General features: G+C 74.6%; 15 protein-coding genes and 1 tRNA gene. 4 read left to right on the forward strand and 12 right to left on the reverse strand.

The features are described from left to right. A partial coding sequence (locus tag MHY29_RS01395; RefSeq protein ID WP_239238003.1) for a LysM peptidoglycan-binding domain-containing protein occupies positions 1-1155 on the forward strand: 1155 nt, incomplete at its 5' end. Positions 1156-1210: 55 nt separating this feature from the next. After that, positions 1211-3085 (forward strand): Stk1 family PASTA domain-containing Ser/Thr kinase, encoded by a 1875-nt coding sequence (gene pknB / locus MHY29_RS01400; RefSeq protein WP_239238004.1) that lies wholly within the window; start codon positions 1211-1213, stop codon positions 3083-3085. A 74-nt stretch (positions 3086-3159) separates the two neighbouring features. Here the strand turns inward: pknB and MHY29_RS01405 are convergent, their stop codons facing one another. Together MHY29_RS01405 and MHY29_RS01410 are read right to left on the reverse strand one after the other, a co-directional pair. Continuing rightward, positions 3160-4560, reverse strand: a complete 1401-nt coding sequence (locus tag MHY29_RS01405) for a class II 3-deoxy-7-phosphoheptulonate synthase (RefSeq protein WP_224354658.1) — start codon at positions 4558-4560, stop codon at positions 3160-3162. Between the two features lie 106 nt (positions 4561-4666). Further along, the gene (locus tag MHY29_RS01410) at positions 4667-5416 is read right to left on the reverse strand and encodes a 1-acyl-sn-glycerol-3-phosphate acyltransferase (RefSeq protein WP_239238005.1); all 750 of its coding nucleotides are present in this window, start codon (positions 5414-5416) and stop codon (positions 4667-4669) included. A gap of 28 nt (positions 5417-5444) precedes the next feature. Between MHY29_RS01410 and MHY29_RS01415 the strand changes: the two genes are divergently transcribed. Next, positions 5445-6236: a carboxylesterase gene (locus tag MHY29_RS01415; protein WP_224354656.1), complete on the forward strand. Its 792-nt coding sequence runs from the start codon at positions 5445-5447 to the stop codon at positions 6234-6236. 54 nt (positions 6237-6290) lie between these two features. Here MHY29_RS01415 and MHY29_RS01420 read toward each other — a convergent pair whose 3' ends face one another. After that, a complete protein-coding gene (locus tag MHY29_RS01420; protein WP_239238006.1) occupies positions 6291-7271 on the reverse strand; it encodes an ROK family protein in 981 nt (326 codons plus the stop codon). 131 nt (positions 7272-7402) lie between these two features. On the opposite strand from MHY29_RS01420, the gene MHY29_RS01425 reads away from it, so the two are divergent. Beyond that, a complete protein-coding gene (locus tag MHY29_RS01425) occupies positions 7403-9241 on the forward strand; it encodes a long-chain fatty acid--CoA ligase (protein WP_239238007.1) in 1839 nt (612 codons plus the stop codon). 49 nt (positions 9242-9290) lie between these two features. Here the strand turns inward: MHY29_RS01425 and MHY29_RS01430 are convergent, their stop codons facing one another. The 9 genes from MHY29_RS01430 to MHY29_RS01470 all read right to left on the reverse strand — a co-directional run bounded on the left by MHY29_RS01430 (position 9291) and on the right by MHY29_RS01470 (position 19265). Beyond that, positions 9291-10751, reverse strand: a complete 1461-nt coding sequence (locus MHY29_RS01430; protein ID WP_239238008.1) for a mycothione reductase — start codon at positions 10749-10751, stop codon at positions 9291-9293. Positions 10752-10837: 86 nt separating this feature from the next. Continuing rightward, the gene (locus MHY29_RS01435; RefSeq protein WP_239238009.1) at positions 10838-14359 is read right to left on the reverse strand and encodes a pyruvate carboxylase; all 3522 of its coding nucleotides are present in this window, start codon (positions 14357-14359) and stop codon (positions 10838-10840) included. A gap of 123 nt (positions 14360-14482) precedes the next feature. After that, the gene (locus MHY29_RS01440; RefSeq protein WP_370643420.1) at positions 14483-15064 is read right to left on the reverse strand and encodes a MerR family transcriptional regulator; all 582 of its coding nucleotides are present in this window, start codon (positions 15062-15064) and stop codon (positions 14483-14485) included. A gap of 197 nt (positions 15065-15261) precedes the next feature. Continuing rightward, positions 15262-15759 (reverse strand): bifunctional nuclease family protein, encoded by a 498-nt coding sequence (locus MHY29_RS01445; protein WP_239238010.1) that lies wholly within the window; start codon positions 15757-15759, stop codon positions 15262-15264. After that, positions 15752-16483 (reverse strand): MerR family transcriptional regulator, encoded by a 732-nt coding sequence (locus tag MHY29_RS01450; RefSeq protein WP_239238011.1) that lies wholly within the window; start codon positions 16481-16483, stop codon positions 15752-15754. Before MHY29_RS01450 ends, MHY29_RS01445 begins: the two co-directional genes overlap by 8 nt. A 5-nt stretch (positions 16484-16488) precedes the next feature. Then, positions 16489-16905, reverse strand: coding sequence for an FHA domain-containing protein (locus tag MHY29_RS01455; RefSeq protein ID WP_224354649.1), 417 nt, complete (start codon positions 16903-16905; stop codon positions 16489-16491). A gap of 146 nt (positions 16906-17051) precedes the next feature. Then, positions 17052-17438: a glycine cleavage system protein GcvH gene (gene gcvH / locus MHY29_RS01460; protein ID WP_224354648.1), complete on the reverse strand. Its 387-nt coding sequence runs from the start codon at positions 17436-17438 to the stop codon at positions 17052-17054. A gap of 86 nt (positions 17439-17524) precedes the next feature. After that, complete coding sequence (locus tag MHY29_RS01465; RefSeq protein WP_239238012.1) at positions 17525-19033, reverse strand: peptide MFS transporter; 1509 nt, start codon at positions 19031-19033, stop codon at positions 17525-17527. A 155-nt stretch (positions 19034-19188) separates the two neighbouring features. Next, positions 19189-19265, reverse strand: a tRNA-Pro gene (locus MHY29_RS01470). Positions 19266-19585 lie beyond the last annotated feature (320 nt).

Below are 19585 nucleotides of genomic sequence, written 5' to 3' on the forward strand. Positions count from 1 at the left end.
CCCCGCGCCTCCGCGACCACCGCACGCCGCTCGCTCGGCCTCGTCGCCGGCGGCGTCGTCCCGCTCCTGATGACGGGGGCGCTGCCCGTGGCCGCGCAGGCCGCCGAGGCCGCCCACGCCGCGCCGCGCACCCACACCGTCCGCGCCGGCGAGAACCCCTATCGCATCGCCGAGGCGGAGGGCGTCCGGCTCTCCGACCTGCTCCGCCTGAACGGCCTCCGCGCGGACTCCGTCATCTACACGGGCCAGGTCCTCGCCCTCACCGGCGCCCCCGCGCCGGCGGCCGCCCCCGGCACCGTGGAGGTCGAGCGCGGCGAGGGCTGGTGGCAGGTGTCCCGCCGCGCCGGCGTCGACGCCGCCGTCCTCCAGCGGATCAACGGCCTCGGCGCGCGCTCGATGCTGCACCCCGGCCAGATCCTCCTGACCGAGGCGCCGGCGCGGCCCACGACGCCCGCCACGCCCGTGGCCGCGGCCCCCGCGCCGGTCCGCCAGGCCGCCCCGACCACCTACACCGTCCGGAACGGCGACTCGATGTGGTCGATCTCCCAGCGCGTCGAGGTGTCGATCCCCCGCCTGCGCGAGCTCAACGGCCTCACCTGGCGGTCCGTGCTGCACACCGGCGACGTGCTCGTGATCGCCGACGGCACCGAGCCGGCCCCCGTCATCGACGGTCCCGTGGGCTCCACGTTCCTCAGCACCACCTACGCGCCTCACGTGACCGCCTCGGCCAACGACAACCTGCGGGCACTGCAGGCCGTCCCGCAGCCGTCCCCGGCCGAGGTCCAGGCACTCGTGCGGCAGACGGCGCTCGAGCTCGGCGTCGACCCCGCCCTGGCCCTCGGCCACGCCTACACGGAGTCCCGTTTCCAGCACGCCTCCGTCTCCCCCGGCAACGCGATCGGCGCCATGCAGGTCATCCCGATCACGGGCGAGTTCGCATCCCAGCTCGTGGGCCGGGAGCTCAACGTCCTCGACGTGCGGGACAACGTGACCGCCGGCGTCGTGCTCATCAAGTACCTCCAGGAGCACACGGACACCGTCGACCAGGGCATCAGCGCCTACTTCACCGGCCTCGGCGGGTCGGACGACCCGGTCAAGCAGCAGGAGGCCCGGAACTACGTGGCGCGTGTGAAGGCCGCCGCCGCGATGTTCTGACCGGGGCGCGGGGTCTCCCGACGGGCGCACCGGCGGGTCATCTACCCTGGAGGGCATGAGCAGCACGCGCCGTGATCCCCTGATCGGGGACCTCGTGGACGGGCGCTACGAGGTCCTCGACCGCGTGGCGCGCGGCGGCATGTCCACCGTGTATCGCGCGCTGGACCACCGGCTGGACCGGGAGGTGGCCCTCAAGGTCATGCACCCGCACCTCGCGGAGGACCCCGCGCTCGTCGGGCGCTTCGAGCGCGAGGCGAAGACGGCCGCGCGGATCTCGCACCCCCACGTGGTCGCGGTGCTCGACCAGGGGCACACCGCGGACGAGGCCGGCGACGTGCTGGCCTACCTCGTCATGGAGCACGTGCCGGGGCGGACCCTGCGCGCGGTGATCCGGGAGGAGGCCCCCGTCGCCCCGCGGCGGGCGGTCGCGCTCCTGGAGCCGGTCGTCGAGGGGCTCGCGGCCGCCCACCGCGCCGGGCTCGTGCACCGCGACGTCAAGCCGGAGAACGTCCTCGTGCGCACCGACGGCCGGATCACGGTGGCGGACTTCGGGCTCTCCCGCGCGGCGACGGGCCACACCTCTGCAGGCCAGACGGTCTTCGGCACGCCCGCCTACCTCGCCCCCGAGCTGATCTCCGGGACCGGCGGGGACGCCCGGGCGGACGTGTACGGGGTCGGGATCATGCTCTTCGAGCTGCTCACGGGCACCCAGCCGTTCACCGCGGCCACGCCGCTGCAGGTGGCCTACCGCCACGTGCACGAGCGCGTCCCGGTCCCCTCATCGGTGCGTCCGGGCCTGCCCGAGGCGCTGGACGACATCGTCCTCTGGTGCACGGAGCCCAGGCCCGCGGACCGGCCCGATGACGCGGCGGCCCTGCTGCCCGAACTCCGCCGCGTGGCCGCGCTCCTCCCGGAGACCGCGCCCGCCGACGAGGCCCCTGCGGCCGACGCCGCCCCCACCGTCGCCCTCGCGGTGTCGCCGACGGTGCCCACCGTGCCCGTGCCGGACGCCGCCGACGCGACCGCCCGTCTCGAGCAGCGCCGCCCCGAGCCCCGTCGCGCGGAGCCCGTGCCCACACCCGCGACCGCGGCCAGCCCCTCATCCGGCCTCTCGTCCGCGGTCCCGGAGGCTCCGCGCCCGGCCCCGGCGGCCCCGCGACCCGCGTCGGCCCGCCAGCGGCGCCGGGCGGCCCGCACCCCGGAGGTCGTGCTGGGGGCCGGCATGGGGCGCACGGTGGCGGTCGGAGCGGCCGTCACGCTGCTCCTGGCCGGCATGGCGCTGCTGCTCGGCTGGATCCTGGGCTCCGGCGGGATCTCCGGTCCGGCCGGCGTGGTGGTGCCGCCCCTGCGGGGCCTCGAGCAGCAGGAGGCCACCGCCCGACTCGCGGAGGCGGGACTCACCTCCGCCGTCGTGTCCCGGCACGACGAGCGCTTCTCCGACGGCGTGGTGCTCGACGTCTCCCCCGCCGCCGGCAGCACGGTCGATGCGGGCGGGCCCGTCCGGCTGACCGTCTCCGACGGCCCGGCGCCGGTGCCCGCCCCCGACCTCGCCGGGCTGACGGTGACGGACGCCCATGCGGTGGCCGAGGACGGCCGGGTGGGCGTCGTCGTCGCCGACCGCGTGGCGGACCGTGCGGTCCCCGCGGGCGTCGTGGTGAGCCAGAGCCCGGAGGCGGGCGCGGAGATGACGCCCGGCGACGAGGTGGCCGTCGTCCTCTCCACCGGCCCGGCAACGCATCCGCTCCCCGACCTCGGCGGGCTCACCGTCGGCGAGGCCCGCACGCGGCTCGCGGACCTCGGGTTCGTCCCCGACGTGCGGACCCTGCCCCTGCCCGGCCCGTCCGGGGACGCGGCGCGCGTCCTGCGCCAGGGCACGCCGGCCGGCACCGTCCTCCCCGAGGGCGCCAGCGTCCAGCTCTGGACCCTCTGACCGGCGCGGGAGTCCGGACGGCCGACGGGGCCGGGGGATCGCTCCCCCGGCCCCGTCGTCGCTCCACCTCCCTGTCAGTCCTGGTGCGGGTGGGCGAGGGCGTCCGTGACCTTGAACGCCAGCTCCAGCGACTGCTGGTGGTTCAGGCGCGGATCGCAGAGCGTCTCGTAGTGCTCGTCGAAGTCGGCCTCGTCCACGGGGTCCGAGCCGCCGAGGCACTCGGCCACGTCGTCGCCCGTGAGCTCCACGTGCATGCCGCCGGGGTGGGTGCCGAGCTCGCGGTGCACCTCGAAGAAGCCCGTGAGCTCGTCCATGACGTCCTCGAAGCGGCGGGTCTTGTAGCCGTTGGCGGCGGTGACGGTGTTGCCGTGCATCGGGTCCGTGACCCACACCGGTTGCAGGCCCTCGTCGCGCACGCCGGCGACGATGCCCGGCAGCACGTCGCGGACCTTGTCCGCTCCCATGCGGGTGATGAAGGTGAGGCGGCCGGGCTCGCGCTCCGGGTCCAGCCTGTCGGCCAGCGCGCGGACGTCGTCCACGGTGGTGGTCGGACCGAGCTTCACGCCGATGGGGTTCCGGACGCGGGAGAGGAAGTCGACGTGGGCGCCGTCCACGTCGCGGGTGCGCTCGCCGATCCACAGGAAGTGGGCGCTGGTGGCGTAGGGCAGACCCGTGCGGGAGTCCAGGCGCGTCAGGGCTCGCTCGTAGTCGAGCAGCAGCGCCTCGTGGGCCGCGTAGAACTCGGTGCGGCGCATGGCCTCGAAGTCGGCGCCGGCGGCGTCCATGAAGCGGACCGCTCGGTCGATCTCGGCGGCGATCTGCTCGTACTGGGCGTAGGCCGGGTTCTCCATGAAGCCGCGGTTCCACTGGTGCACGCTGCGCAGGTCCGCGAAGCCGCCCTGCGTGAACGCGCGGACCAGGTTCAGCGTGGACGAGGCCGTGTGGTACGCCGTCACCATGCGCCGCGCGTCGTGGCGGCGGGCCTCCTCCGTGAACTCGAACCCGTTGACGATCTCGCCGCGGAAGCTCGGCAGCGTGACGCCGTCGCGGGTCTCGGTGTCCGAGGAGCGCGGCTTGGCGTACTGGCCGGCGATCCGGCCCATCTTCACGACCGGCATGGACGCGCCGTAGGTGAGGACGGCGGCCATCTGCAGGATCGTCTTCACGCGGGCGGAGATGCGGTTGGCGGTGGAGCCCGCGAAGGTCTCGGCGCAGTCGCCGCCCTGCAGCAGGAAGGCCTGGCCGCGGGCCACGTCGGCCAGGCGGGTGCGCAGCACGTCCACCTCGCCGGCGAAGACGAGCGGCGGGACCTGGCTCAGCTCCGCGACGGCGGCACGGAAGTCGTCCTCATCGGCCCAGGTGGGCGCCTGCTTGATCGGCAGCTCGCGCCACGCGTCGAGGGCGGGGTCCGGAGCGGCCCCCTCGGAGATGGCGGTGCCGAAGGCCATGATCTGGTCGCGGGGGTCCTCATGCATGCCACCACCCTAGGGGCCGGGGCGGGGGTCCCCGGACGCATGACGCCCACGGTCCGCTCTCTGAGACGGCGACGTCCAGGCCCCGCAGGGACGGGGGCGGCGGGCGTCAGTCGCGGCCGGCGCGGGGCGGCACCGCCACGCGGCCGGACTTCACGTCCGCCGCGTAGACGTCCACGTAGTCCTGCCCGGAGAGGCGGCGGATGGCCTCCATGATCTCGTCGGTCACCTGGCGCAGGGCCCGGTGGTCCCCCTCCCGGCCCTGCAGGTGGGAGAAGTCCAGGGGCTCACCGAAGATCATGCCCAGCCGGCGCAGGGTGGGCAGGATGCGGCCGATGGGCTGGACGCGGTCCGTGCCGATCATGGCGATCGGCACGACGGGCGCGCCGGAGGCGAGCGCCAGCTTGGCGACGCCGATCTTGCCGCGGTGCAGGCGGCCGTCGGGGCTGCGGGTGCCCTCCGGGTAGATGCCGAGCAGCTTGCCCTCGCGGAGGCACTCCAGCCCGGCCTCGAGCGAGCGCAGGGACGCGGCGCCGCCGGAGCGGTCCATGGGCAGTTGGTTGGTGGCCTCGAAGAACTTCTTCGTGGCCCAGCCCTTGGCGCCGCGGCCCGTGAAGTACTCCTGCTTGGCCAGGAAGTGCACCTGCCGGTCCAGCATCGCGGGCATGAACACGGAGTCGGACACGGAGAGGTGGTTGCTCGCGAGGATCGCCGGCCCCTCGGCCGGGACGTGGGACAGGCCCTTCACCCACGGGCGGAACAGGAGCCGGGTGGCGGGGGCCACCACGAACGTCTTGGCGGACCAGTAGAACGCGGACACGGCGGGGACCTCTTCTCGTAGCGGCGGGTGCCCGTCCATCCTAGGCAGGCGGCCCTACACTGTGCGCATGACGCGCCTTCGCCCCGCCGCGCCCGACCGCCGCCCCGCGCCGGGCGTCGACCCCGCCCAGCGTCCCTTCCGGCTGCCGGCGACCTCCCTGCCGGGGGTCGCGGTGGTCATGCTCCACGGGTTCACCTCCGGACCGGACTCCGTGCGCGCCTGGGCCGAGGGCGTCGCCGCCGGGGGCGCGGCCGTCCATGTGCCGCTGCTGCCGGGGCACGGCACCCGCTGGGAGGACCTCGGGACCACCGACGCGGACGAGCTGCGCGCCGCCGTGCGAGACGCCGTCGACGCGGCGCTGGCCACGCATCGGCGTGTCGTCGTCGCAGGCATCTCGATGGGCGGCGCCCTGGCCCTGGACGCGGCGGCGCACCGCGACGTGGCCGGGGTGCTCGTGGTGAACCCGGCGCTGCGCTTCGGCAGCCCGCTCGCCGTCGCGGCGCCGCTGCTGCGCCACGTCGTGCCCTCGGTCCCGTCGATCGCGGGGGACATCGCGGACCCCGACGCGCGGGAGCTCGCCTACGAGCGGGCGCCCGTGGCCGGCGTCGCCCAGGTGGGGCGCATCCAGACCGCCGCGCGCCGGGGACTGGGTCGGATCACGGCGCCGGTGACGGTGTTCCGGTCCGCCGAGGACGCCGTGGTGCCGGAGCGCAGCCACCACACCCTGCTGCGCGGGCTGACGGCCGCGCCGGTCGAGGTGGTCCGCCTGCTCCACAGCCGGCACGTCGCCACCCTCGACCGTGACCTGCCGCTGCTGGTCGCCCGCAGCCGGGACGCGGTGGCCGCCGCCGCCCGCTGAGCGGGGGAACCGATGGCCCGCTGAGCGGCGGGGGCATGCCTGCCCGGACCGGTCTCAGACCCGGGCGCCGTCGGCGAGGGCGGCGCCGATCCACCCGGCGTCGTTGCCCAGGGCGGCCGCGACGAGCTCCGGCGGCCGGTCCGCGGCGGCGGTCGGCAGGGCCCGCCGCAGGGCCGCCCGGGCCGTGGGCAGCAGCAGCTCCCCGGCCGCCATCAGGCCTCCGCCCACCACGACGCGGACCGGGTCGAGCAGACAGACCGCCGGGGCGAGACCGCGCCCGAGCCACTCCCCCGCGTCCAGGACGGCGTCCCGCTCCGGACCGGGGCCCGCGACGGCCGCCTCGAGCACGTCGGCGATCGGCCGCCCGGGCAGCGTCCGCGCGAGCGCGGAGGCGGAGGCGTAGAGCTCCCAGCAGCCCCGCGCCCCGCAGGGGCACGCCGGCCCGTCCGGGTCGACGCAGATGTGCCCCGCCTCGCCGTGCATGCCGCGCGCCCCGGGCAGCACGGCGCCGTCCACGATCACCGCGCCGCCGACCCCGGTGCCGAGCGCGACGAACAGCGTCGGGGCTCCCGGGAGGTCGCCGGGCGCCGGGCGGGCGGCGCCGAGGCCGGACTCCGCCAGAGCGGCGGCGTCGGCGTCGTTCAACGCCACCGGGACGAGCCCGTGCCCGGCCGCTCCCGCTGCTTCCAGCACGGGGGTCAACAGGGCCGCGGGGCGGATGCCGACCAGGGAGGGCAGGTGGGGGCTTGCCCGGGCCCGTCCGGTGGCGGGATCCAGCCACGCCGCGCACGCGAACCCGGCCCCGTCCGGCACGCGGACACCCGCCCGGGAGAGCGCGTCGGCGGCGGCGCGGGTCACCGCGGACGCGGGGTCGGCGCCGGCATGCGCCGCCCGGGAGCGTGCCAGAATGCGGGCGCGGCCGTCGCGGGCGAGCTCGAGGACGCCGGCCTTGGCGGCGGTGCCGCCGAGGTCCACACCCAGCAGACGCCGCGGGGACGCGGACGGGGCGGGAGGGGCGGGAGGGGTGCGGTGCATCCGGCCATGCTCGCATCCGTCGATGCTCCGCCGATGCCGCCCGTGACGCCGTGACTCGGGTACTGTTCAGGTGATCCGTGTCACCACGGCGGCGGTCGTGTGCACCGCCGCCCCCTATCCCCCGGAGGACCATGCGCCAGATCAGCGAGCCGTACCTGCCCCGCCTGAGCCCCGACGCGGCCATCACCGACTTCCTGCGCGACCAGGCCGTCCAGCACCCGGAGCGGGCCCTGTTCGCGGTCCCCCGCGAGGACGACTCATGGGACGACGTCACGGCGGCCGCGGCGTGGGACCGCGTCCGCGCCCTGGCCCAGGGCCTCGTGGCCGCCGGGGTGGGCCCCGGCGACCGCGTGGCGATCGTCTCAGCCACCCGTCTCGAGTGGACCCTCGCGGACTTCGCGATCTGGACCGCCGGCGCCGTGACCGTGCCCGTCTACGAGACGTCCTCCGCCTCGCAGATCGCCTGGATCTTCGAGGACGCCGGGGTCGGTGCCGCGATCGCCGACACCCCCGCCCGCGCCAAGTCCGTGTCCGACGCCGTCCATCGCGAGGGCCTGCCCGAGCTGAAGGGCCTGTGGGTGATGGACGAGGACGGCGGCGTGCCCGGGGCCGGACTGGACCGCCTGACGGACGCTGGGGCCGACGTTCCAGCGGACGAGCTCGACGCCCGCCGGGCGGGCGTCACCCTCGAGTCCCTCGCGACGATCATCTACACCTCCGGCACCACGGGCCGCCCGAAGGGGTGCGAGCTGACGCACGGGAACTTCGCCGAGCTCGTGAACCAGACGCTCCGCTCCTCGCTCGGGGAGGTCGTCGACGAGGGCGCCTCGACCCTGCTGTTCATCCCGCTGGCCCACGTGTTCGCCCGGTTCGTCTCCGTGCTCACCGTGGCCGCCGGCGCGCGGTGCGGCCACGTCCCGGACCTCTCCCGACTGGCCACGTCGATGGACACGTACCACCCGACGTTCCTGCTGGCCGTGCCGCGCGTGTTCGAGAAGATCTACAACGCCTCCCTGCTCAAGGCCCAGGCGGGCGGCAAGGAGAAGATCTTCCGGCGCGGCGCCGACGTCGCGGTCCGCTGGTCCCGGGCGCTCGAGGAGGGCCGGATGACGGCGCCCCTGCGGCTGCAGCGCGCGTTCTACTCGGCCCTGCTCTACCGCCGGATCCGGGAGGCGATGGGCGGGCACCTCAAGTACGCCGTCTCCGGCGGCGGCCCCCTCTCCCCCGACCTCGCGCACTTCTTCCGCGGCGTCGGTGTGACCATCCTCGAGGGCTACGGCCTGACGGAGACCACGGCCCCCATCACCGTGGGTCGACCCGGCAAGCTCAAGATCGGGCGTGTGGGCCAGCCGCTGGGCGGCAACGAGGTCCGGATCGACGACGACGGCGAGATCCTCACCCGCGGCACGTCGCTGTTCCGCGGCTACCGCAACCGGCCCGAGGCGAACGCGGAGGCCTTCACCGAGGACGGCTGGTTCCGCACGGGCGACCTCGGCGAGCTGGACGACGACGGCTTCCTGAAGATCACGGGGCGCAAGAAGGAGATCATCGTCACCGCGGGCGGGAAGAACGTGGCGCCGGCCCAGCTGGAGGATGCGATCCGCTCGGACGCCCTGGTCTCCCAGGTCATGGTGGTCGGCGAGGCCAAGCCGTTCGTCGCCGCCATCGTCACCCTCGACGCCGACACGCTCCCCTCCTGGGCGAGCGCCCACGGCCTGGACCCGCAGATCTCCATGGCCGAGGCCGCCCGCGAGCCCCAGGTGATCGCCCACGTGCAGAAGGCCGTGGACCGGGCGAACGACACGGTCTCGCGCGCCGAGGGCATCCGCGAGTTCCGGATCCTGGACCGGGACTTCTCCGCGGACGAGGGGCACATGACCCCGTCGCTGAAGATGCGCCGCACGGCCATCCTCAAGGACTTCCAGCCCGTGCTGGACGAGATCTACGGCGCCGGCCCCGCCCGCGGCTGAGCGGACGGATCAGGGCCGGCCCCGGGCCCCGTGCCCGGGGCCGGCGGCCTCAGAGCAGGCCGGAGTCGGGGACGTCGAGGCCGAGGAGGGCGTTCTCCACGACCTCGGTCAGTGCCGGGTGCGGCCAGTACTGGCCGCGGGCCAGGCGGTGGGCGTCGATGCCGAAGGACATCGCGGTCACGAGCGGCTGGATGAGGTTCGCGGCGTCGTGGCCCATGAGGTGGGCGCCGAGGATCCGCCCGGTGGCCCGTTCCGCGACGATCGTGCACACGCCCTCGGCGTCCTCCATGGCCCAGCCGTAGGCGACGTCACCGAAGGCCTGCTCCTTGACGGTCACCGCGTCCTCGCCGAGCAGCTCGCGGGCCTCGTCCTGCGTCAGACCGACGGAGGCGATCTGCGGCCGGGTGAACACCGCGGCGGGCACCGGCCCCAGGGTGTTCGCGCGGAGGTCCTCCGGGTGCTCCAGGTTGTGGGCGACGACGCGGGCCTCGTGGTTCGCGACGTGCTTGAGCTGCCAGGCGTTGGCCACGTCCCCCAGCGCGTACACGCCCTCCACGGGCACTCCGGAGGAGAGCACCCGCTGGTGCTCGTCGACCGCCAGGACGCCGGCCGCCGTGACGTCGAGCCCGGCCGCCTCGGGGCGGAGCCGGTCCGTGTTCGGGGTGCGGCCGACCGCGAGCAGCACGGCGTCGGCCTCGAGGGCCTCCTCCCGCTCGCCCATCTGCTCCTGGCCCTCGACGGCGTCGAGGCGCACCCGCACCCACCCCTCGTCGGCCCGCCGCTGATCCCCCACGGGCTCGACGCCGGCGAGGGTCCAGCCGGTGCGCACGTCCCACTGCCGGGCCGCGAGCGCGGTGAAGCGGGTCGAGATCGAGGAGTCGTGGGCCTTGAGCAGCCGGGCGCCGCGGTTGACCTGCACGACCTCGGTGCCGAGTCCGGAGAAGATGGCCGCGAACTCGGAGGCGATGTACCCGCCGCCCAGGATGACGAGACGCTTCGGCTGCCGGGGCAGGCGCATGATCGTGTCCGAGGTGTGCACGGAGGGCAGGCCGACGCCGGGGACGTCCGGCACGGTCGGGCGGGAGCCGGCGGCCACCACGACCTGCTCGCCGGCCAGGACGCGGCCGGACGCCGTCGTCAGCTCCTTGGGGCCGGAGAACCAGGCCTCCTCCGCGACGACCTCGGTGTGCTCGAGCTGGTCCCGCCGGTAGCGCAGACCGCCCTCGCTGATCGCGTCGATCCGGCCGAAGATGCGGTCCCGGATGCCCTCGAAGTCGGCGCCGGTGAAGTCCAGGCCCACGCCGAGGCGCTCGGCCTCGGCCCCCGAGGCGGCCAGCTGCGCCGGGTAGGCGTACATCTTCGTGGGGATGCAGCCCACGTTGAGGCAGGTGCCGCCGAACACGCCGGCGTCCACGATGGCGACGCGCCGCCCCTCCCAGTGGTCCGTGACGAGGGAGTTCCCGGAACCGGAGCCGAGGATGATCAGGTCGAAGCGCTCGGTGGTGGCCATGGCGTCAGCATAGGAGACGGCCCGGACGCGAGGGGCGTCCGGGCCGTCCGCTTCGTCCCCGGCGGAACTCGCCGCCGGGTCCGGGCTCACTCGATGACGAGCAGCAGGTCCCCGCCCTGGACGGGGGTGACGCCCTGGGTCACCACACGGGTCACGGTGCCCGAGACGGGGGCGGTGATGGCCGCCTCCATCTTCATGGCCTCGATGGTCGCCACGGGCGCGCCCTGCTCGACGACGTCGCCCACGGCGGCCTGCACGGTCACCGAGCCGGCGAACGGCGCGGGCACCTGGCCGGGGACCGCGGCGTCGGCCTTCTCCGCCTGGCGGACGGAGGACTCCACGGAGCGGTCCCGGACCTGGATCTGCCGGAGCTGGCCGTTGAGGGTGAGCATGGCGGTGCGCATGCCCTTCTCATCCGGCTCGGAGACGGACTGGAGCGTGGCGATCAGGCGCACGCCGCGACCCAGCGAGACCACGTGCTCCCGCCCGGGCACGAGCCCGTAGAGGAAGTCGCGGGTGTGCAGGGTGGAGATGTCGCCGAACTCCTCGCGGTGCGCCTCGTACTCCTTCGTCGGGCCGGGGAACAGGAGGCGGTTGAGCACGTCGCGCCGGCCCTGGCCGGCCTCGGCGAGGGCGGCGGCGTCCTCCTCCGAGACCTGGACCATGCCGGAGCCCTCGCGGCGGCCCTTCAGGGCGCGGGTGCGGAAGGGCTCGGGCCAGCCGCCGGGCGGGTCGCCCAGCTCCCCGCGCAGGAAGCCGACGACCGAGTCCGGGATGTCGAAGTCCTCGGGGCGCTCCCGGAACTGGTCCGGGTCCACGCCGCCGCCCACCAGCTGCAGGGCGAGGTCGCCGACGACCTTGGAGGACGGGGTCACCTTCACGAGGTGGCCGAGGATGTCGTCCGCGGCGGCGTACATGGCCTCGACCTGCTCGAACCGCTCCCCCAGCCCCAGCGCGATGGCCTGGGTGCGGAGGTTGGACAGCTGGCCGCCGGGGATCTCGTGCTGGTACACGCGACCCGTGGGGGCCTTCAGGCCCGCCTCGAACGGCGCGTAGATGGCACGCACGGACTCCCAGTAGGGCTCCATGGCGGCGGCGGCCTCGAGGGTGAGGCCCGTGTCCCGCTCCGTGTGCTCGAGCGCGGCCACCAGGGCGGACATGGGCGCCTGGCTCGTGGTGCCGGCCATCGAGGCGACGGCGACGTCGACCGCGTCCACGCCGGCCTCGGAGGCGGCCAGGAGGGTGGCCAGCTGGCCGCCCGCGGTGTCGTGGGTGTGCAGGTGCACGGGCAGGTCGAACTCGGCGCGCAGGGCGCCCACGAGCTCCTTGGCCGCGGCGGGGCGCAGCAGGCCCGCCATGTCCTTGATCGCCAGCACATGGGCGCCGGCGTCGACCATGCGACGGGCGAGGCCGAGGTAGTACTCCAGCGTGTAGAGCTCCTCTGCCGGGTCCGTCATGTTGCCCGTGTAGCAGAGCGCGGCCTCGGCCACGGCGGTGCCGGTGGCGCGCACGGCGGCGATCGCGGGGATGATCTGCTCGACGTCGTTGAGGGCGTCGAAGATACGGAACACGTCCACGCCGGTGGCGGCGGCCTCCTGGACGAACGCGTCGGTCACCTCCGTGGGATACGGGGTGTAGCCCACGGTGTTGCGGCCGCGCAGCAGCATCTGGATCGGGATGTTCGGCAGCTCGGCGCGCAGCAGTTCCAGGCGCTGCCAGGGGTCCTCGTGCAGGAAGCGCAGGGCGACGTCGTAGGTCGCCCCGCCCCAGGCCTCGACCGAGAGCAGGCCCGGCAGGGTGTGCGCCACGGCCGGGGCGGCAGCGAGCAGGTCGCGGGTGCGCACGCGAGTGGCGAGCAGCGACTGGTGGGCGTCGCGGAAGGTGGTGTCCGTGACGGCCAGCGCGGTCTGCTCGCGCAGGGTGCGGGCGAAGCCCTCGGGGCCCTGCTCCGCCAGGACCTGGCGCCAGCCCGCCGGCGGGACGGCGCCCGGGTTGCGGCTCGGGCCGTCGAACGGGGACCGGTCCGGCTCGTGGCGCTTGTCCGAGGGATGCCCGGGTAGGCGGTCGCGGGGGTCGATCCCGTCCACGCGCTCGCCGTGCGGCTTGTTCACGGTCACGTCCGCCAGGTACTGCAGCGCCTTGGAGCCGCGGTCCTGGGAGCGGTTGACCATCGCGAGCTCGGGGTGCTTGTCGATGAAGTCCGTGGCCACGTCCCCGGCCACGAACTGCGGGTCGTCCATCACGTTCATGAGGAACGGGATGTTCGTGGTCACGCCGCGCACGCGGAACTCTGCCAGGGCGCGCCGGACGCGGCGCACCGCCGTCTCGTAGTCGCGGCCGCGGCAGGTGAGCTTGACCAGCATCGAGTCGAAGTGGGGGCTGATCTCGGCGCCGGCGTAGATGGTGCCGCCGTCGAGGCGCACGCCGGAGCCGCCCGCCGAGCGGTAGGCGGTGATGGTGCCGGTGTCCGGGCGGAACCCGTTGGCCGGGTCCTCGGTGGTGATGCGGCACTGGATGGCGAAGCCCCGCACGTGCAGGTCCTCCTGGCGGATGCCGAGCTCCTCCAGCGTCGCGCCCGCGGCGATCCGCAGCTGCGCGGCGACGAGGTCGACGTCCGTGACCTCCTCGGTCACGGTGTGCTCGACCTGGATGCGCGGGTTCATCTCGATGAACACGTGCTGGCCGGCGCGCTCGCCGGCGGTGTCCACGAGGAACTCGACGGTGCCCGCGTTGACGTAGCCCATCTCCTTGGCGAACGCGACGGCGTCCCGATGCAGGGCCTGGCGGATCTCCTCATCCAGGTGCGGCGCGGGCGCCATCTCGATGACCTTCTGGTGGCGGCGCTGTAGAGAGCAGTCGCGCTCGAAGAGGTGCACCACGTTGCCCTCCGCGTCGGCGAGGATCTGTACCTCGATGTGCCGCGGGCGCAGCACGGCCTGCTCCAGGAACACCGTGGGGTCGCCGAAGGCGGTGTCCGCCTCGCGCATGGCGGCCTCGAGGGAGTCCTTCAGGTCCTCGGGGCGCTCGACGCGGCGCATGCCGCGCCCGCCGCCGCCGGCGACGGCCTTGACGAAGATGGGGAAGCCGATCTCCTCGGCCTGACCCAGCAGCCACTCGACGTCGGAGCTGGGGTCGGAGGACTTCAGGGTCGGGATGCCGGCCCGCTTGGCCGCGCGCAGCGCCTCCACCTTGTTGCCGGTCAGCTCCAGCACGTCCGCGGGCGGGCCGACGAAGGTGATGCCGGCCTCGGCGGCCGCACGGGCGAGCCCGGCGTTCTCCGAGAGGAAGCCGTAGCCGGGGTAGATGGCGTCCGCGCCCACGTCCTTGGCCACGCGGAGGACCTCGTCCACGTCCAGGTAGGCCCGCACGGGATGGCCCTCCTGGCCGATGCGGTAGGCCTCGTCCGCCTTCTGACGGTGGATGGAGTTGCGGTCCTCGTGCGGGAAGACCGCGACGGTGCGGGCCCCCAGCTCGTGGCAGGCGCGGAAGGCGCGGACGGCGATCTCGCCGCGGTTGGCGACGAGGACCTTGGAGAAGACGGGAGCCGCGGCGTGCGCCGGACGACCCGCGCCGTTGCGGGTGGTGTCGGGATCCAGAGGAAGACTCATGGCCCGAGTCTGGCACACCGCTCACGCGGTCCTGGTGAGGTATGCCACATTATGACGGCGCACGGGTCACCCCGCATGCGCCGACGCCCCCTCCCGCGCGGGAAGGGGCGTCGGCGTCGCGGCTCAGGACGCGGTGCGTGCGGGGCGCCGCGCGCGGCGGCGGGCAGAGAGCTCGTCCTCGGGTGCGTGGTCGTCGCCGAGCACCTCGCCGGGCAGCTCGGCGAGGCTGCCCTCGACCTCGCGCCAGACGCGGCCGACGGCGATGCCGAACACGCCCTGGCCGCCCTGGACGAGGTCCACGACCTCGTCCGGCGACGTGCACTCGTACACGGAGGCGCCGTCGCTCATCAGGGTGATCTGCGCCAGGTCGTCGACGCCGCGCTCGCGCAGGTGCGCCACCGCGGTGCGGATCTGCTGGAGGGACACGCCCGTGTCCAGCAGGCGCTTGACCACCTTGAGCACGAGGATGTCGCGGAACGAGTAGAGGCGCTGCGTGCCGGAGCCGGAGGCTCCGCGCACGGTGGGCACCACGAGGTCGGTGCGGGCCCAGTAGTCGAGCTGCCGGTACGTGATGCCGGCGGCCTTGCACGCGGTGGGGCCGCGGTAGCCGACGTCGCCGCCGGGGGCGAGCGCGTCGACGTCGAAGAGACGTCCCTGTCTGCCGTCGATGCCGAGGGGCAGACCAGGACCTGCATGAGGTGTCACAGAGGAGACCCTTCCTGGTCGGCGGCCCCGCTGCGGTGGCCGCTGGCGGGTCGTCCACGCGCCCTCCGGTGACCGTGGAGGTGCGCGTGGGCGGCCCGGGTGCGGCCGGGGGCCTTCTGGACGACGGTACGGCGCGCCGGGCGGCGGGTCAACGAACCCGAGGGCGGGGGGGTCCTCCGTGTCGCGCCCCGGCGGGGTCAGGCGAAGTCCTCCGGGTCCACGGAGTCGAGGAAGGCGCGGAAGTCGTCGACCTCGTCCTCGTCCCCGGCCGCGGCGTCGCGGGCCGCCATGCCCGCGGCCGCGATCACCTCCGCGGCGCAGAGCACCGGGACCTGCGCGCGGACCGCCAGCACGACGGCGTCAGAGGCGCGGGCGTCCACCTCGGCTCCCCCGTCGAGCAGCAGGGCGGCGTGGACGGTCTCGTCCTCGATCCGGGTCAGCCGCACGCCGCGCAGCCCCGAGCCCGCGGCGGCCAGGGCGGCCAGCAGCAGGGCGTGGGTGCCGGGCCGGGGGCTCGGGGCCCCCTCCAGGGCCAGCGCCGCGGCCGCCGCCTCCGGGGAGCCGACCCACAGCGGCAGGACGATCTCCCCCGGCGGGTCCAGGAGGAGGATGACGTGCTGCTGCTCGGGCAGCTCCACCCGGACGCCCAGGACGGTCAGGGGCACGTCGCCCGCAGGCTCGGGGGGCTCAGCCATCGAGGCTCTCCAGTCCCGCGCGCACGAGGGCGGTGTGCAGGGCGAGGCAGGCGGTGGCGATCTCCTCCGCCGTCCGGGCGGCGCGCTCCCGGGTGCCGGCGTCCCGGCGGGTGGCCAGCGGGGCCACGGCGCTCTGCACCAGGCCCAACTCGCGGTCCGCCGCGGCGCGGAAGGGCCGCAGGTGGCGGGGCTCGATCCCGTGCGCCGCCAGGCGCCCCGCCGCCCGGACGACGCCGAGGGCCGCCGGCGGGTGCAGGCCGTCCTCCGCGCGCGGCAGCAGCGCGTACTGGTCCAGCTCGTCCACGAGCGGAGCCGGCACCTCAGCCTCCCGGGCCAGCTCGGCCCGCGTCCAGCGGCGGTCGGGGTCCGCGATCCCGTGCCCCAGCCGCACGGCCTCCTGGGCGGCCGCGGGGGCCTCGCCCAGGTCCTCGGGGCGCTCGCCGCGGTCCAGGGCGTCGAGGTGCTCCCGGATGACCTTGAGGGGCAGGAAGCGGTCACGCTGCAGCGTGAGGACCAGCCGGATCCGGTCCACATCCGCGGGCCGGTAGCGGCGGTAGCCCGCGGCCGTCCGCTCGGGGCGCACGAGGCCGCGGTCCTCCAGGAAGCGCACCTTGGACGCGCTCACACCGGGGAAGGAGGGCTCCAGGGCGGCCACGAGGTCGCCGATGCCCAGCGCCGCGCCCGCGGGTGGCGGGGCGGCGGACGGCTCGTGCGGGGCGCTCACGCGGGTCAGGCGGGCTCGGCGGCGTGGTAGCTCAGGCGGTAGCGACCGATCTGCAGCTGCATGCCGGTGCGCAGGCGCACCTGGTCCACGCGGTCGTTGTTGACGTAGGTCCCGTTCAGCGAGGACAGGTCCACGAGTTCGTGCCCGCCGTCCACGGCGCGGAACTCCGCGTGGCGCCGGGAGACCGTGACGTCGTCGAGCAGGATGTCGGACTCCGGGTGCCGCCCCACGGTCACCACGGGGGTGTCCAGGAGGAAGCGGGCGCCGGCGTCGGGGCCCTCGTGGGCGACGAGCAGGGCCGCCCCGGCCGGGAGCGCGCGCACGGCGGCGGTCTCCTCCGGGGACAGACCGGTCTCCGCGACGGGGGCCAGGTCGGTGAGGCTGATGGAGGACGTGTGGAGGCTGGGCTCCTGCTGCGTCATGGGGGTCTCCTCGGGGGTGGGGGACGAGGCGGAACGGGACGAGGCTCGCGTCCGGGGCCCGGACACGCGCGACGCCGCCGACCCCGTCGCCGGCGGTTCATACGGCTCCGCCCCGCCGCGGGTGCGGAGGGGCGGAGGGAGGCGGGTCAGCCGACGTGAGCGGCGTAGCCGGCGGCGTCGAGGAGGCCGTCGACCTCGGCGGGGTCGGACAGCTTGATCTCCACGAGCCAGCCGCCCTCATAGGGGGCGGAGTTCACCAGGGCGGGCTCGCCGTCGAGCTCCTCGTTGACGGCGGTGACGGTGCCGGAGACCGGGGCCATGATGTCCGAGACCGACTTGGTGGACTCCACCTCACCGATGGCCGCGCCGGCGGTCACCTCGTCGCCCACCGACGGCAGGTCGACGTACACGACGTCGCCGAGCGCGTCCTGCGCGAAGTCGGTGATGCCGACGCGGACGACACCGGGCTCGGCCGCGTCCTGGGCCCACTCGTGATCGGTGGAGTACTTCAAGCCCTCGGGAATGCTGCTCATGGTCGAACCCCTTCAGTCGGGTGGGGGGGGGATGGTCTGTCCCGCAGACTACCGAGGGAGGAGGGCCTTCCGCCACCGAGGCGCGCTCAGTGCACGCCCCGCATGCCGCGGCGCACGGCCGGGGCCAGCAGCAGCATGACCACGCCGACGGCGATGGTGACGCCGCCGATCACGCCGAAGTACCCGGCCTCGTTCTCCGCGGTGTAGGAGCCGGCCAGCGAGCCGGCGAGCGCGGTGCCCAGGGCCACCGACAGGTTGTAGAGGGCCACCATCAGCACGGGGAAGGCCGCGGGGGCCACCTTCGTGGACAGGGACAGGCCCACCGGGGAGATCATCAGCTCGCCCATGGTCATGACGAAGAGGATGAGCGTCAGCCACAGCAGCGGCACGGCCAGGAAGCCGGAGGCCGGAATGAAGAGGAGGAAGGCCGCGCCGATCAGCAGGATGCCGAGGGCGAACTTCACGGGCGTGGACGGCTGGCGGTCGCCGAGGCGGGTCCACAGCGCGGCGAACACCGGGGCGAACGCGATGATGAAGATCGGGTTGATCGAGCTGACCCACTCCATGGGGATCTCGGTGCCGAACAGGGTGCGGTCCAGGCGGTTCTCCGAGTAGAGCGCCACCACGGTGAACTGCTGCTGGAAGAGCGCGAAGAACACGGCGGTGCCGATGAACAGCGGGATGAACGCCTTCACGCGCGAGCGCTCCTCCGCGGAGACCTTGGAGGACGTCAGCAGCACGGCGAAGATGGCGATCGCCGCGAGGGCGGCGAGCACCACGACGGCGTCGGCGAGGTTGCCCACGTTGACGACGCCCGTCAGGAGGAGGACGGCGACGACGGCGAGGCCGGCCAGCCCGATCAGTGCCCAGCGGCCGTACTGCGAGCGGGGCAGCGGGTCCGGGACGCCGTGGACGGTGGAGGGCAGGTTCTTGCGGGTCAGCGCGTACTGGGTGAGGCCGATGGCCATGCCGACAGCGGCCAGGCCGAAGCCCACGTGGAAACCCCAGGTCTGACGGGCCCAGCCGGTGAGCAGCGGGCCGACGAGGCCGCCGAGGTTCACGCCCATGTAGAAGATCGAGAACCCGGCGTCACGGGCCTGGTCGCCCTTGGCGTAGAGGGAGCCGACGAGGTTGGCGGCGTTGGCCTTGAGGCCGCCGGAGCCGACGGCGACGAGGACCAGGCCGAGGATGAGGCCGGGCACGCCCGGGACCAGGGCCAGGGCGATGTGGCCGAGCATGATGCCGACGGCCGAGAAGAACATGGTCCGCTCGGAGCCGAGGAGGCGGTCGGCGATCCAGCCGCCGAGGATGCAGAACACGTACACCATGCCGCCGTAGGCGCCGACGATGCCGGTGGCGGTGGCCTCGTCGATGCCCAGGCCCCCGCGCTCGGCGGTCCAGGACATGTAGTACACGAGCATCGCCTGCATGCCGTAGTAGGAGAAGCGCTCCCACATCTCCACGGAGAAGAGGTTGGCGAGCGGGCCGGGCTGGCCGAAGAAGCGGCGGCCGTGCCAGTCGGGAGCGGGCGCCTGCGCGGCGCCCAGGTCTGCGTCGGGCGCCACGGAGGCGCCGCTGTCTGGGCTGTGGGTCATCGGAGCATGATTCCATCCACAGGGCCTCCGGCCCGGGCGGGACGACGCCGTCCGACCGATTCGTGGCACAGATCACGCTGCCCGCGAGGCGGGGGCGAGCCGTTCCACGACGACGAGGGCCCCGGAACCGACAGGTTCCGGGGCCCTCGTGCTGCTGGTCGGGCTAGCGGGATTTGAACCCACGACCTCTTGACCCCCAGTCAAGCGCGCTACCAACCTGCGCCATAGCCCGTGGCGATCCGCGGCGTTCCGCGTTTCAGCACTCGTCAATGATACCCCATTCCGGGACGCGGGGCGAATCGACTCCCCCGCCGGCTGGCCGCCTGGGGGACGGGGCCGAAGAGAAAGGGGCCCACGCCCTCTTCGTGAACGTGAACCCCTCGCCCTGAACCAAGGGTGACCCGACCGAGAGCCCCCCGGGCGCGGACGTTCCGTCACCGGGTCGCACGCGCAACCGACGTCTGGGCCGTCTGGCCCCGAGGGGCATGACAGGCGACGCCGCGCTTCCCGCGGATCGTATCACGCGGGCAGGTGCCGTCCGGACATCGCGGG

Origin of the sequence: Micrococcus sp. ACRRV (genome assembly GCF_022346985.1) — a bacterium.
Taxonomy (GTDB): domain Bacteria; phylum Actinomycetota; class Actinomycetes; order Actinomycetales; family Micrococcaceae; genus Micrococcus; species Micrococcus porci.

Excerpts from the sequence above, each read along its gene's own strand:
- gcvH (WP_224354648.1), bottom strand. The coding sequence starts at position 17,438 with ATGAGCAGCATTCCCGAGGGCTTGAAGTACTCCACCGATCACGAGTGG.
- MHY29_RS01430 (WP_239238008.1), bottom strand. The coding sequence starts at position 10,751 with ATGGCCACCACCGAGCGCTTCGACCTGATCATCCTCGGCTCCGGTTCC.
- MHY29_RS01435 (WP_239238009.1), bottom strand. The coding sequence starts at position 14,359 with ATGAGTCTTCCTCTGGATCCCGACACCACCCGCAACGGCGCGGGTCGT.
- MHY29_RS01445 (WP_239238010.1), bottom strand. The coding sequence starts at position 15,759 with ATGGCTGAGCCCCCCGAGCCTGCGGGCGACGTGCCCCTGACCGTCCTG.
- MHY29_RS01420 (WP_239238006.1), bottom strand. The coding sequence starts at position 7,271 with ATGCACCGCACCCCTCCCGCCCCTCCCGCCCCGTCCGCGTCCCCGCGG.
- MHY29_RS01425 (WP_239238007.1), top strand. The coding sequence starts at position 7,403 with ATGCGCCAGATCAGCGAGCCGTACCTGCCCCGCCTGAGCCCCGACGCG.
- pknB (WP_239238004.1), top strand. The coding sequence starts at position 1,211 with ATGAGCAGCACGCGCCGTGATCCCCTGATCGGGGACCTCGTGGACGGG.
- MHY29_RS01465 (WP_239238012.1), bottom strand. The coding sequence starts at position 19,033 with ATGACCCACAGCCCAGACAGCGGCGCCTCCGTGGCGCCCGACGCAGAC.
- MHY29_RS01415 (WP_224354656.1), top strand. The coding sequence starts at position 5,445 with ATGACGCGCCTTCGCCCCGCCGCGCCCGACCGCCGCCCCGCGCCGGGC.
- MHY29_RS01455 (WP_224354649.1), bottom strand. The coding sequence starts at position 16,905 with ATGACGCAGCAGGAGCCCAGCCTCCACACGTCCTCCATCAGCCTCACC.
- MHY29_RS01410 (WP_239238005.1), bottom strand. The coding sequence starts at position 5,416 with ATGGACGGGCACCCGCCGCTACGAGAAGAGGTCCCCGCCGTGTCCGCG.
- MHY29_RS01405 (WP_224354658.1), bottom strand. The coding sequence starts at position 4,560 with ATGCATGAGGACCCCCGCGACCAGATCATGGCCTTCGGCACCGCCATC.